Genomic DNA, 12,953 nt, shown 5'->3' with positions numbered 1-12,953 from the left:
CGACCGGGGAACGAACCCGGCTGCCCGACCCTCTTCCATCCGTACATACCGACTGGTTAGTCTGCGATCACAGCGGAGCCGCAGTCGAAGGAGACTGATCGTGGAGACCCTGCAGGACAAGGGAGTTGTCGTCACCGGTGCCGGGGGCGGGATCGGGGCCGCGCTGGCCCGCCGGTTCGCCGCCGCCGGGGCGCGCGTCGTGGTCAACGACCTGGACGCGGCCAAGGCCGGGGCGGTGGCCGACGAGATCGGCGTCGTCGCCGTGGCCGGCGACGCGTCCGCGATCGTGCCGGAGGCGAGAGAGGCCTTGAGCGGCACCGTCGACGTGTACTGCGCCAACGCGGGCCTCGGCTCCGGCGGCTCGGAGGCCGCGCCCGAGGAGGTCTGGGCCACGGCCTGGGACGTCAACGTCATGGCCCACGTCCGCGCGGCCCACGCGCTGCTGCCCGACTGGCTGGAGCGCGGCAGCGGCCGCTTCGTCTCCACCGTCTCGGCGGCGGGGCTGCTCACCATGATCGGCGCCGCGCCCTACAGCGTCACCAAGCACGGCGCCTACGCCTTCGCCGAGTGGCTCTCGCTCACGTACCGCCACCGCGGCATCGACGTCCACGCGATCTGCCCCCAGGGCGTCCGCACGGACATGCTCGCCGCGACCGGCACCGCGGGCGACCTCGTCCTCACGCCCACCGCGATCGAGCCGGACGCCGTCGCGGACGCGCTGTTCGCGGGCATGGCGGAGAACCGCTTCCTGATCCTGCCGCACCCCGAGGTCGCCGAGTATTACCGCATCCGCGCCGCCGAGCCCGACAAGTGGCTCACCGGCATGAACCACATCCAGCAGAAGTGGGAGGCGACGGAGCAGTGAGCGAACCTCTGCCGGCCCCCGACGCCTCCATATACGCCGCGAAGCCCTGGCTCGGCCGCCTCACCGAGGCACAGCGCGGCCCGGTCGAGCCCGCCGCCTCCGTCGTGCATGCCTTCCGCGCCTCGGTGCTCAGGGCACCCGAGCACACGGCCCTCGCCTACTTCGACGGGCGCCTGAGCTACCGCGAGGTGGACGCCCTCTCCGACTCCGTCGCCGGACATCTGGCCGCGCGCGGGCTCGCCCGGGGCGACCGGGTCGCGATCCTGCTCCAGAACACCCCGCACTTCGTGATCGCGCTGCTCGGCGCGTGGAAGGCGGGCGCCACGGTCGTGCCGGTGAACCCGATGTACAAGTCGGCGGAGGTCGCTCACGTCCTCGCGGACGCCGACGTGACGGCGCTGATCTGCTCGGACCGCGCATGGGAGTCGTATCTGCGCGAGACGGCCGCCGCCTCGCCCGTCCGCTTCGTGCTCACGGCGTGCCAGCTCGACCTGCAGACCCGGGGCGACACCCGTGTCCTCGACTTCGAACGCCTCCCGCAGGCCGCCGACGCCGACGATCTGGTGACGGTCGCCCGGCAGGAGCTCCCGGCCCCGGGCGACCGCCAACTCGGCCCATCCGACGTCGCGTTGATCAGCTACACGTCGGGTACGAGTGGCCGGCCCAAGGGCGCCATGAACACCCACGGCAACATCACCTACAACGCCGAGCGGCAGCGCACGGGCTCCGGCATCCCGGAGGGCGCCTGCTACTTCGCGATGGCGCCGCTCTTCCACATCACCGGCATGGTCGCGCAGGTCGCCGCCTGCCTGACCAACGCGGGCACCCTCGCGCTGGCCTACCGCTTCGACGCGGGGGTCGTCCTGGACGCCTTCGCCGAGCACCGCCCCGCGTACACCGTGGGCCCCTCCACCGCCTTCATGGCGCTCGCCGCCCACCCCTCCGTCACGCGCGCGCACTTCGACTCCTTCGCGATGATCTCCTCGGGCGGCGCGCCGCTGCCGCCCGCCCTGGTGGAGAAGTTCCGCGCGGGCTTCGGCCCCTACATCCACAACGGCTACGGCCTCACCGAGTGCACCGCGCCCTGCGCCTCCGTCCCGCCGGGCCAGGAGGCCCCGGTCGACCCGGTGTCCGGCACGCTGGCCGTCGGTGTCCCCGGCCCCGAGACGGTCGTCAGGATCGTCGACGACCACGGCGCGGACGTCCCCTTCGGGGAGCAGGGCGAGATCACCGTGCGCGGCCCGCAGGTCGTGCCCGGCTACTGGAAGCGCCCCGACGCCACGAACGAGGCGTTCCCCGACGGCGAGCTGCGTACCGGCGACATCGGCTTCATGGACCCGCAGGGCTGGCTCTACGTGGTCGACCGCAAGAAGGACATGATCAACGCGTCCGGTTTCAAGGTCTGGCCGCGCGAGGTGGAGGACGTCCTCTACAGCCACGCGGCCGTCCGCGAGGCGGCCGTGATCGGTGTCCCGGACAGCTACCGCGGCGAGACGGTCAAGGCCTTCGTCAGTCTGCGCCCGGAGGCCGACGTGACGCCGGACGATCTCGCGGCGTACTGCAAGGAACGGCTCGCGGCGTACAAATACCCCCGCGCGGTCGAGATCCTGCCGGAGCTGCCGAAAACCACTAGTGGGAAGATCCTCCGGCGGGAACTGCGTTCCCGGAACGACTAGGGCTCTCGGCAGATCGGGAGCCAGCCAACTCGAAAGGCAGGTGGCGGCAGTGGCCAGGACGACGGACGGTGACGGCACGCCCGTCCCTCAGCGGCTGCTCGCCGCCGCCACGCGGCTCTTCGCCGACCGCGGCTACGACCGCACATCGGTGCAGGAGATCGTGGAGTCGGCAGGCGTCACCAAGGGTGCGCTCTACCACTACTTCGGCTCCAAGGACGATCTCCTGCACGAGGTGTACGCACGTGTCCTGCGCGTGCAGCAGGAGCGCCTTGACGCCTACGCGGACGCCGACGCCCCCGTCGAGCAGCGGGTGCGGGACGCGGCGGCCGATGTGGTCGTCACGACGATCGACAACCTCGACGACGCCTCGATCTTCTTCCGCTCCATGCACCATCTGAGCCCGGAGAAGAACAAGCAGGTACGGTCCGAGCGCCGCCGCTACCACGAGCGGTTCCGCGCACTGATCGAGGAGGGCCAGCAGGCCGGCGTCTTCTCCAAGGCGACCCCGGCGGACCTGGTGGTGGACTACCACTTCGGCTCGGTCCACCACCTGTCGACCTGGTACCGCCCGAACGGCCCGCTCACCCAGCAGCAGGTCGCCGACCACTTGGCGGACCTGCTGCTGAGGGCGCTGCGGCCGTAGGACGAGCGCCCCGAAGGGGCGCGGGGAACTGCGCGATCAGCCACGACGCACCCGCAGCGACGCACAGTCCCCCGGCAGGGCCCCTACAGGTATTTCTTCAACTCCCGGCGCGCCAGCGACCGTTGGTGCACCTCATCGGGCCCATCAGCCAACCGCAGAGTCCTCGCAGCCGCCCACAGCTCGGCGAGCGGGAAGTCCTGGCTCACACCCCCCGCCCCGTGCAGCTGGACCGCCTGGTCGAGGATGTCGACGACCGTGCGCGGGGTGGCGATCTTGATGGACTGGATCTCCGTGTGCGCGCCCTTGTTGCCCACGGTGTCCATCAGCCACGCGGTCTTCAGGACGAGCAGCCGCAGCTGCTCCACCGCGACCCGGGCGTCCGCGATCCACTCCTGGACGACGCCCTGCTGGGCGAGGGGCTTGCCGAAGGCCGTACGCGCCACCGCGCGCTGACACATCAGCTCGATGGCCCGCTCGGCCATGCCGATGAGCCGCATGCAGTGGTGGATACGGCCGGGGCCGAGGCGCGCCTGGGCGATGGCGAAGCCGCCGCCCTCCTCGCCGATCAGATTGCTCACCGGGACCCTGGCGTGGTCGAAGACGACTTCCGCGTGCCCGCCGTGGGAGTGGTCCTCGTAGCCGTACACCTGCATGGCGCGCCGTACCTCGACACCCGGGGTGTCGCGCGGCACGAGCACCATGGACTGCTGGCGGCGCGGGTCGGAGTTCTCGGGGTCCGTCTTGCCCATCAGGATGAAGATCCGGCAGTCCGGGTTCATCGCCCCGGAGATGTACCACTTGCGTCCGGTGATGACGTAGTCGTCGCCGTCACGCTCGATGAGCGTGGTGATGTTCGTGGCGTCGGACGAGGCCACCTCCGGCTCGGTCATCGCGAACGCCGAGCGGATCTCACCGGCGAGCAGGGGCTCCAGCCACTGCTTCTTCTGCTCGTCGTTGCCGAACTGGGCGAGGACTTCCATGTTGCCGGTGTCCGGGGCCGCGCAGTTCAGCGCGGTGGGCGCCAAGTGGGGGGAGCGGCCGGTGATTTCGGCGAGTGGGGCGTACTGGAGGTTGGTGAGCCCGGCGCCGTGCTCGGCGTCCGGCAGGAAGAGGTTCCACAGGCCCTGCTTGCGGGCCTCGGCCTTCAGTTCGCCGACGATCGCCGGGGTGTCCCAGGGTGAGGCGAGCTGGGCGCGCTGCTCGTCGGCGGTCTTTTCCGCCGGGTAGACGTGCTCGTCCATGAAGGTGAGGAGCTTGGCGCGCAGCTCTTCGGTGCGGGCGTCGAATGCGAAGTCCATGGCTGTCTCAGCCTTCCTGTCGTCCTTGGAGGGTGGTGAGGCCGTGCTCGATGAAGACGGGGACCAGCTCCCCGATGCGGTCGAAGCCCGCGCCGACCGTCTGGCCGAGCGTGTACCGGTAGTGGATGCCCTCCAGGATCACGGCGAGCTTGAACCACGCGAACGCCGTGTACCAGGCGACCGCGGAGACGTCGCGCCCCGAGCGCGCGGCGTACCGCTCGATCAGCTCGGCGGCCTGCGGGTGGCCGACCGCGCCCGCGGTGGTGCTGATGGGGGAGCCCGGAAGTTCGAGCCGGGTGCTGTACATGACGAGCAGCCCGAGGTCGGTGAGCGGATCGCCGAGAGTGGACATCTCCCAGTCGAGGATCGCCTTGATCTGGTCGTCGTCGCCGATCAGGACGTTGTCGAGGCGGTAGTCGCCGTGCACGACGGTCGGCGCGGGGGAGACGGGCAGCTGTCGCCCCAGGGCGGCGTGCAGCTCGTCGATCCCCGCCAGGTGGCGGCCCCGCGAGGCGTCGAGCTGCTTGCCCCAGCGGCGCAGCTGCCGGTCGAGGAAGCCGTCGGGCCGCCCGAAGTCACCGAGGCCGACCGCTTCGGCGTCCACGGAGTGCAGGTCGACGAGGGTGTCGACGAGGCCGATGACCGCCGCGTGGGTGCGCTCGGCGCCCAGCGGCGCGAGCTCCTCGGCGGTGCGGTACGGCGTGCCGTCCACGAAGTCCATGACGTAGAAGGGCGCACCGAGCACGTCGACGTCCTCGCAGAGCAGCACCGGCGCCGGTACCGGAACCTCGGTCCCTCGGTGCAGGGCGCTGATCACCCGGTGCTCGCGCTTCATGTCGTGCGCGGTCGCGAGCACGTGGCCGAGCGGTGGCCGCCGTACGACCCAGCGCGCGTGGCCGTCCGTCACGGCGTACGTGAGGTTCGACCGGCCGCCCTCGATCAGCCGGGCGGTGAGCGGTCCGCCCACGAGGCCCGGCCGCTCGCGGTCCAGATGGCCGCGCAACTGGTCGAGATCGAGGCCTGGTGGATGGTCTGAGCTCATCTTCGCTCCTGGTCGGACGGTCGTCGTCTGAGTGCCGCGCCGCTGACGCGCGGCGCCGCGCTGACGTTCATGATGCCGACCAGTCGGTATGTAGTCCAGAGCGCAGGGGGAACGTGATCAGGATCGCGGCGGCGCGAAGGTGTCCGTACAAGCCGATCCCCCGCCACAGACTGCCAGTTGGCGCCCGTGCGGGGGAAGGCGGCCGAGACCGTGGCTCTCGGTGCGGGCCCGGTGGCCTCAGTGGTCGTCCCAGTGGCCGTCGTGCGCCGCGTGCCGGTGGCCGTCGTGGACGTAGTCGACGTGGTCGCCGTGCAGCACGGAGCTGTGCCCGCAGCCCTCGCCGTGCCGGTGGTCGTGCCCCTCGTGCACCGCGTGCTCGTCGGGCTCGCACTCGTCCCAGTGGCCGGAGTGCAGGCGGTGCATGTGGCCGTCGTGGGCGTAGTCCACGTGGTCGCCGTGCGGCACCTCGGGGTGACCGCAGGCCGGGCCGTGGACGTGCTCGTGGACGGGGTGTTCGTGGTGGAGCGTGGTCATGGCGTGCGCACCTTCTGCTGGGAGGGGATGACCCTCTCAGGCTAGTACTCAATGCCCCTTTGATGGGGATATGGAAGCCTTGTTGATGTTTCCACCACCGGACCACCCGGACCGCCACCGCACCAGCGCCCCACAAGGGCGATCCCACGAAGGCACTCCCATGAAGCCGACCCCATGAAGGCGATCAGCTACCGCCGGTACGGCGGCCCCGAAGTCCTCGAGTACGGCGACGTGCGCGACCCCAAGGTCGGCCCCGACTCCGTTCTGGTGAAAGTCCGCGCCGCGTCGGTGAACCCCGTCGACTGGAAGTGCATGGGCGGGCACCTCGACGGCATCCTCGACCCCGTTTTCCCGGTGATCCCGGGCTGGGACGTCGCGGGTGTCGTGGTGCAGCCGGGCGCCTCCACCCCGGAGTACGTGGTGGGGGACGAGGTCATCGGCTACGTACGCGAGGACTTCCTCTCGCGCGGCACCTTCGCCGAGTACGTCGCGGCGCCGGTGCGCACCCTGGCGCGCAAGCCACGGAACCTCACCTTCGAGGAGGCCGCCGGTCTGCCGCTCGCCGGTCTCACCGCCTACCAGGTGATCGTCAAGACCCTCGAGGTGACGGAGGGCGCCGTCGTCCTCGTGCACGCGGCGGCCGGGGGTGTCGGCTCGATCGCCGTCCAGCTGGCCCGGCACGCGGGCGCCCGCGTCATCGGCACCGCGAGCGAGCACAACCACGACTTCCTGCGCGAACTGGGCGCGGAACCGGTCACCTACGGCGACGGGCTGGCCGATCGCGTGCGAGCCCTCGCGCCGGAGGGAGTGGACGCCGCGTTCGACACGGTCGGCGGCGAGACCCTCAAGGTGTCCGCCGAAGTCCTCGCGCCCGGCGGCCGTCTGGCGTCGATCGCGGACCGCGCGGTCATCGGCCTCGGCGGCCACTACTGCTTCGTACGTCCGGACGCCGACGATCTCCAGCGCCTGACGCAGCTCGTGGAGCAGGACGTCGTCACGGTCCATGTCTCCGAGACGTTCCCGCTGGAGAAGGCGGCGGACGCCTATCGCCTGAACGCGGAGGGCGGCACGCGGGGCAAGATCGTGGTCACCGTGGACTGGACGGCCGAGGACGGGACCTCCCGGCACTGACGGCGCGCCTCCCGAAGGGGCGTTCCCGGGGGCGTTCAGAACACCATGGCCGTCGCGCACGCGGCCAGCGCCATCGTGCACAGCGCGGCCGTCGCCGCGGCCCGTGCCGGGAGCCGGACCGGCCTGCTGCTCGCGGCGAGTTCGGTCATCCTGCGGTGCGCGACGCCCAGGAAGCCGAGCCACAGGAGCAGGCAGAGGGCGCAGGCGATGACGGCCACCGCGGTGGTCCCCTCCTGCAGCGCGGCCCGCGCCGCGAGGACCGCAGCGACGGTGCAGGACAGGGTCGTACGCCGCCACGCGAGCCGTGTGCGCTCCGGCTGCAGCCCCGGATCGCGCTCGGGGACGGCCACCTCGCCCCGGTCGGTCACCCCTCCCACCCGAAGAGCACGACGACGACCATGGCGAGCGCCACGACGGCGACGGCCAGGCTCAGCGCGGTCGGGAAGCGCGAGACGGGCAGATCCTCGCCGCGCCGCATCGCCCGCTCGCAGCGCACCCAGTGGTTGACCGCGCGCAGCGAGCTGAGCACACCCGCGGCGAGCAGGGCGAGGGCGAGCCCGATGCGCCACCCCCAGCGCAGATCCGGCAGGAACTGGTCCACCGCGAAACCACCGCCGATGAGGGCGAGCGCGGTGCGCAGCCAGGCGAGGAAGGTGCGCTCGTTGGCGAGCGAGAAACGGTAGTCGGGGGTGTCGCCCTCGTCGCGGATCCGCTCGGGCGCGAACCACAGGCGCAGGCTCTGTACGAAGTTGCTCACTCGCCGCACCCTAACCCGCCCTAACCCGCACGGAACTCCCGCAGCCGCTCGTACGCGGCGAGCCCGTCCGGCACCCAGTCCCACTCGCCGAGCCGCTCCGTCAGCTCCTCCTCGGTGACGAAGGCGTGCCAGGCGACCTCCTCGGCCTGCGGGTCCACGGGCAGGTCGCAACGCACCTCGTAGAGGTACGACCACCAGGTGTGCCCCGCGCCGTCGTCGTACAGGAACTTGAACAGCGGTGTGGGCCGGGGCAGTCCCTGGACCCCGAGCTCCTCCTCCGCCTCGCGCAGGGCGGCGTCGTCGTAGGACTCGCCGACTCCGACGACACCGCCGACGAACATGTCGTACATCGAGGGGAAGACCAGCTTGACCGGTGTGCGCCGGTGCACGAACACGCGGCCCTCGGCGTCCCGCGCCTGGATGAACACGCAGCGGTGGCGCAGGCCGCGCGCGTACGCCTCACCGCGCGGGGCCTCGCCGACGACCTCGTCGTTCTCGTCCACGATGGACAGGATCTCTTCGCTGGGGTCGGGCACAGGCCTGCTGTTCGTCGTCATACCGGCCATCCAACCCCACCGTGCCGCTCGCCCGACCGGCCGACCTCACTGCCCCATGACGTACTGCACGGTGGGGCCCGCGGTCCAGCCGCCGTCGACGGCGAGCTCGGCGCCGGTCACGTACGAGGCGGCGTCCGAGAGCAGGAAGACCATGGCGCCCGCGATCTCGTGCGGCTCACCGACCCTGCCCATCGGGGTGTTGGGGTACTTGCCCTCGCCCTTCTCGATGCCGACCTGCGCGGTCATCGGGGTGTACGTCATGCCCGGGTGGACGGAGTTGACGCGGATGCGGGCGGTGCCGAGCTCCACGGCGCCGATCTTGGTGAGGCCGCGGACGCCCCACTTGGACGCGCCGTAACCGGCGGTGAGCGCCAGGCCCATGAGCCCGGCCGCGGAGGAGATGTTGACGATGGAGCCGCCGCCGGCCTCCTTCATGGCCGGGATGACGCTCTTCATGCCGATGAAGACGCCGGTGAGGTTGATGTCGAGGACCTTGCGGAAGTGCTCGACCGACTCCGACTCCAGGAATTGGCCCGTGGATATACCGGCGTTGTTGACCAGGCCGTGGATCCCGCCGAACTCGGTGAGCGCGAGTTCCACGACGCGCCGCCAGTCCTCTTCCGACGTCACGTCGTGGTGGGCGAAGCGGGCGCGCTCGCCGAGCTCGGCGGCGGTCGCCTCGCCTTCCGCGTCGAGCACGTCGGTGAGGACGACGTTCGCACCGGCGGCGACCGCCTGGCGCGCGGCCTCGGCGCCGAGGCCGCGGGCGGCTCCGGTGATGACGACGGTCCTGCCGGTGAGGTCGTGCGCTCGGCTCATGGTTCTCTCCGTGGGACGGGGGCCCGCAGCAGGGCCGTGGTGGTCTCTACGAGGTCGGCGAGGAAGAAGCCCTCGTCGGTCAGGGGGGTGGCACCGGCCAGGTACTGGCCCGCGCGGTCGGCCATGGCGGCGCCGACGAGGGTGAGGGCGAGGTCGATGCGTTCCAGCCGGACCGGCTCCGGGAGCAGCGCGGCGAGGCACTCATCGACGCGGCTGATCAGATCCCAGTAGGTGGTGCCGTCGAGGGTCGGGTGCGGGGTGCGGGTACGGACGCCGCTCTCGTGGCTGAGCTGGGTGGAGATGCGCAGGCAGCGGCGGCCCCGCTCGGTACGGAGCTCGGTGGCCTCGGCTGCCACGAGGGCGCCGAGCAGCCCGGGGAGCCCGTCCGGCGCCTGCTTCAGCTCGGCGGCCAGCACCTGCTCCGTACGGGACTGGCGCTCGGCCATGACGGCGTCCAGGAGGCCGGCCCTGCTGCCGAAGTGGTACTGCACGGCGGAGGGGTTGCTCTGCCCCGCGAGCCGCACGATGTCCCTGAGCTGCGCGCCGTGCACGCCTTGCGCGGCGAACACTTCCTCGCCCGCGCGGATCAGCTTGTCCCGGGTTTCGGGTCCGGAGGTCCTGGCCATGGGGTCATAATAATGCTCGCCATTACTAAAAGCGGGATCTGGCCGGAAGTTCAGCCCGTCCGGCGTTTGAGGACGAACTCGGCGAAGCCAGTAATGACGGCGCCGAAGGCCCCCGGGCCCGTCATCGCGCCTCGGCCCTCGGCATCGCCGGATGCAACCCCAGCAGCACGATCCCGCCCACGATGGCCGCGAGGCCCACCACCTGCCAGGTGAGGGCGACCGCGTCCATCCGTAGCTGGTCACCCATGAACCCCACCCCGCACACGATCCCGGCCAGGGGCTGCGCCGCGGTCAGCGCGGGCAGCGACATCCGCAGCGGCGCCGTCTCGAAGGCGCTCTGCACCAGCAGCAGCCCCGTCACCCCCAGCACCACCACCGCGTACGGCTGCCACCCCGTCAGCAGCTCCGACCAGCCCCCGGCGGAGAACCGCCCCCCGCTCACCCGCGTCAACGCGTCCTGCACGCCGTACAGCAGCCCCGCCGCGACGCCGAGCAGCACCGGCCCCGCGGTGAACCGGTGGCGTGACCCCTTCGCGTACACCGTCAGGAGCATCGCGATGCCCACCATCACGCCCATGATCAGCCACTGCCGCAGCGGATCGGACTCGGAGTCCCCGCCCCGTGGCTCACCGGCCACGATGAACGCGGTGACCCCACCGGCGAGCAGCACGAGCCCCGCCCAGCCCTGACGACCGAGGGACTGCTTCGTCCGGTACCGGGAGAGCGCGAGGGCGAAGATCAGGTTCGTCGCCAGGAGCGGCTCCACCAGGGAGATCTCGCCCGTGCCGAGCGCGAGCGCGCCGAGCACCATGCCGCACACCATGAGACCGATCCCGCCGAGCCACTCCGGCACCCGCACCAGGTCGAGCAACAGCCGCGGCGAGAGGAAGTCGCTCAGCGGAGCGCGCTGCGCCGCGTCCTGCTGGAACACGAAGCCGAAGCCCAGGCAGCAGGCGGCCGACACGGAGAGGACGAGGACCAGGACCGACACGTCGTACCTCAGGACGGGAGACGGGCTCGAGGCGGACCGGAAAGTGGTGGTTTGGCGGTACCCGGCCGACGATAGCCCTCCTCGGGACGCTCCGCCCCACGAGTCACCCGGGCCGAATGGTTGACGCGGGTCCCTTCGCTGCCCAGGATCTGACTCACCAGTAAGCCCCTGCTTAGGAGGAACCCCCGGATGGCCTACGACGCAGACGTCATCGTGATCGGCGCGGGCCTCGCCGGCCTCGCGGCCACCGCGGAACTCGTCGACGCGGGCCGCCGGGTCATCCTCGTGGACCAGGAGCCCGAGCAGTCGCTCGGCGGTCAGGCGCACTGGTCCTTCGGAGGGCTCTTCTTCGTCGACTCCCCGGAGCAGCGCAGGCTCCGCATCAAGGACTCGCACTCCCTGGCCATGCAGGACTGGATGGGCACGGCCGCCTTCGACCGCCCCGAGGACCACTGGCCCCGCAAGTGGGCCGAGGCGTACGTCGACTTCGCCGCGGGCGAGAAGCGGGCCTGGCTGCACGGACAGGGCGTGCGGTTCTTCCCCGTGGTGGGCTGGGCCGAGCGCGGGGGCTACGACGCGCAGGGGCACGGCAACTCCGTGCCGCGTTTCCACATCACCTGGGGCACGGGCCCCGGCCTCGTCGCCCCCTTCGAGCGCAGGGTCCGCGAAGGCGTGGCCCGCGGGCTCGTCCAGCTGAAGTTCCGCCACCGGGTCTCCGGCCTCTCCCGCAGCTCGGGCAGCGTGGACACCGTCTCGGGCGAGATCCTCGAACCGTCCGACGCCGAGCGCGGCACGGCCAGCAGCCGCGAGGTCACCGGATCCTTCGAGTTCAGGGCGCAGGCGGTGATCGTCACCTCCGGCGGCATCGGCGGCAACCACGACCTCGTGCGCGCCAACTGGCCCGAGCGGCTCGGCACCCCGCCGGAACGGATGGTCTCCGGCGTGCCCGCGCACGTCGACGGACGGATGCTCGGCATCACCGAGACCGCGGGCGCACGGCTCATCAACCGCGACCGCATGTGGCACTACACCGAGGGCATCCAGAACTGGAACCCCATCTGGGACAACCACGGCATCCGCATCCTGCCGGGCCCCTCCTCGCTCTGGCTCGACGCGCGCGGCGACCGTCTTCCCGTGCCGCTCTTCCCCGGCTTCGACACCCTCGGCACGCTCGAACACATCATGAAGTCGGGTTACGAGTACACGTGGTTCGTCCTCAACCAGCGCATCATCGGCAAGGAGTTCACGCTCAGCGGCTCCGAACAGAACCCCGACCTCACCGGCAAGTCCGTGCGCGGCGTCATCGACCGGGCCCGCGCGGACGTGCCCGCCCCGGTGAAGGCGTTCATGGACAACGGCGCCGACTTCGTGGTGGAGAAGGACCTCTCCTCGCTGGTGCGCGGCATGAACGCGCTCACCAAGGAGCCCCTCATCGACGAGGCCGCGCTGCACCGCACCATCGCCGCGCGCGACCGGGAGATCCGCAACCCCTTCACCAAGGACCTCCAGGTCACCGCCATCCGCGGCGCCCGCAAGTTCCTCGGCGACCGGCTCATCCGGGCGGTCGCCCCGCACCGCATCCTCGACCCCGGGGCGGGCCCGCTGGTCGCCGTGCGGCTCAACATCCTCACCCGCAAGACCCTCGGCGGCCTGGAGACCGACCTCTCCTCGCGCGTCATGGCCCAGGGCGGCGAACCGCTCCCCGGCGTGTACGCGGCGGGCGAGGCCGCCGGGTTCGGCGGCGGGGGAGTGCACGGCTACCGCTCACTGGAGGGCACCTTCCTCGGCGGCTGCCTCTTCTCGGGGCGCACGGCGGGCCGGGCGGCGGCCAAGGCGGTGGGCTGAGCCGCCAAGTCGGTGCGTCGGCCGGGGCGTTCGCCGGGACCACCCGGTGATCGTCACCGCTTGTCCGAATCGTGTCCTTGCGGGTAACTCCGCAGGTGGGGGATGAAGTCTGCGGATTCTGAAACGAGTTGGTGAAGGGCCCCGGCGTGGGCAGACCTTGACTGGAGGG

The 12,953-nt window shown here is 71.4% G+C and carries 14 protein-coding genes; 5 read left to right on the top strand and 9 right to left on the bottom strand.

The genetic code is table 11. From position 1 onward, the window contains the following. Nucleotides 1-97: 97 nt before the first annotated feature. Genes ACIBCK_RS20515 through ACIBCK_RS20505 form a run of 3 tightly spaced genes read left to right on the top strand, consistent with a single transcriptional unit; the run spans nucleotide 98 to nucleotide 3,184 of the window. The gene (locus ACIBCK_RS20515) at nucleotides 98-865 is read left to right on the top strand and encodes an SDR family oxidoreductase (RefSeq protein WP_399392310.1); all 768 of its coding nucleotides are present in this window, start codon (nucleotides 98-100) and stop codon (nucleotides 863-865) included. Further along, nucleotides 862-2,541, top strand: a complete 1,680-nt coding sequence (locus tag ACIBCK_RS20510; RefSeq protein ID WP_399392082.1) for a class I adenylate-forming enzyme family protein — start codon at nucleotides 862-864, stop codon at nucleotides 2,539-2,541. Before ACIBCK_RS20515 ends, ACIBCK_RS20510 begins: the two co-directional genes overlap by 4 nt. Nucleotides 2,542-2,590: 49 nt before the next feature. Further along, nucleotides 2,591-3,184, top strand: a complete 594-nt coding sequence (locus ACIBCK_RS20505; RefSeq protein WP_399392079.1) for a TetR/AcrR family transcriptional regulator — start codon at nucleotides 2,591-2,593, stop codon at nucleotides 3,182-3,184. 83 nt (nucleotides 3,185-3,267) lie between these two features. Here the strand turns inward: ACIBCK_RS20505 and ACIBCK_RS20500 are convergent, their stop codons facing one another. The 3 genes from ACIBCK_RS20500 to ACIBCK_RS20490 all read right to left on the bottom strand — a co-directional run bounded on the left by ACIBCK_RS20500 (nucleotide 3,268) and on the right by ACIBCK_RS20490 (nucleotide 6,058). Continuing rightward, a complete protein-coding gene (locus ACIBCK_RS20500) occupies nucleotides 3,268-4,482 on the bottom strand; it encodes an acyl-CoA dehydrogenase family protein (protein WP_399392077.1) in 1,215 nt (404 codons plus the stop codon). Between the two features lie 7 nt (nucleotides 4,483-4,489). Next, nucleotides 4,490-5,524, bottom strand: a complete 1,035-nt coding sequence (locus ACIBCK_RS20495) for a phosphotransferase family protein (protein ID WP_399392075.1) — start codon at nucleotides 5,522-5,524, stop codon at nucleotides 4,490-4,492. 237 nt (nucleotides 5,525-5,761) lie between these two features. After that, on the bottom strand, nucleotides 5,762-6,058 hold the full coding sequence (locus ACIBCK_RS20490; protein WP_367040291.1) for a hypothetical protein: 297 nt from the start codon (nucleotides 6,056-6,058) through the stop codon (nucleotides 5,762-5,764). Nucleotides 6,059-6,232: 174 nt separating this feature from the next. Here ACIBCK_RS20490 and ACIBCK_RS20485 point away from each other — a divergent pair, with 174 nt between their 5' ends. Next, on the top strand, nucleotides 6,233-7,189 hold the full coding sequence (locus ACIBCK_RS20485; protein ID WP_399392073.1) for an NADP-dependent oxidoreductase: 957 nt from the start codon (nucleotides 6,233-6,235) through the stop codon (nucleotides 7,187-7,189). A gap of 35 nt (nucleotides 7,190-7,224) precedes the next feature. Here ACIBCK_RS20485 and ACIBCK_RS20480 read toward each other — a convergent pair whose 3' ends face one another. The 6 genes from ACIBCK_RS20480 to ACIBCK_RS20455 form a co-directional block, all read right to left on the bottom strand. Then, nucleotides 7,225-7,566, bottom strand: a complete 342-nt coding sequence (locus tag ACIBCK_RS20480; protein ID WP_399392071.1) for a DUF202 domain-containing protein — start codon at nucleotides 7,564-7,566, stop codon at nucleotides 7,225-7,227. Then, a complete protein-coding gene (locus ACIBCK_RS20475; RefSeq protein WP_367040287.1) occupies nucleotides 7,554-7,946 on the bottom strand; it encodes a DUF202 domain-containing protein in 393 nt (130 codons plus the stop codon). Before ACIBCK_RS20475 ends, ACIBCK_RS20480 begins: the two co-directional genes overlap by 13 nt. Nucleotides 7,947-7,966: 20 nt before the next feature. Further along, nucleotides 7,967-8,503 carry an NUDIX hydrolase gene (locus ACIBCK_RS20470; RefSeq protein WP_399392069.1) on the bottom strand — a complete coding sequence of 179 codons (537 nt, stop codon included), beginning with the start codon at nucleotides 8,501-8,503 and terminating at the stop codon, nucleotides 7,967-7,969. A gap of 45 nt (nucleotides 8,504-8,548) precedes the next feature. Next, entirely contained in the window at nucleotides 8,549-9,322 is a 774-nt protein-coding gene (locus tag ACIBCK_RS20465) for a glucose 1-dehydrogenase (protein WP_399392067.1), read from the bottom strand. Then, complete coding sequence (locus ACIBCK_RS20460) at nucleotides 9,319-9,948, bottom strand: TetR/AcrR family transcriptional regulator (protein WP_399392065.1); 630 nt, start codon at nucleotides 9,946-9,948, stop codon at nucleotides 9,319-9,321. The genes ACIBCK_RS20465 and ACIBCK_RS20460 overlap by 4 nt, the downstream gene beginning before the upstream one ends. Before the next feature lie 121 nt (nucleotides 9,949-10,069). Continuing rightward, nucleotides 10,070-10,939, bottom strand: coding sequence for a DMT family transporter (locus ACIBCK_RS20455; protein WP_399392064.1), 870 nt, complete (start codon nucleotides 10,937-10,939; stop codon nucleotides 10,070-10,072). Between the two features lie 189 nt (nucleotides 10,940-11,128). Between ACIBCK_RS20455 and ACIBCK_RS20450 the strand changes: the two genes are divergently transcribed. Next, nucleotides 11,129-12,784 (top strand): FAD-binding dehydrogenase, encoded by a 1,656-nt coding sequence (locus tag ACIBCK_RS20450; RefSeq protein ID WP_399392062.1) that lies wholly within the window; start codon nucleotides 11,129-11,131, stop codon nucleotides 12,782-12,784. The last annotated feature ends 169 nt before the right edge of the window (nucleotides 12,785-12,953 follow it).

Source organism: Streptomyces sp. NPDC051218, from assembly GCF_044455475.1.
Lineage (GTDB): Bacteria > Actinomycetota > Actinomycetes > Streptomycetales > Streptomycetaceae > Streptomyces.
The sequence above is the reverse complement of the archived record's forward strand: the minus strand, read 5'-3'. Positions and strand labels throughout refer to the sequence as shown.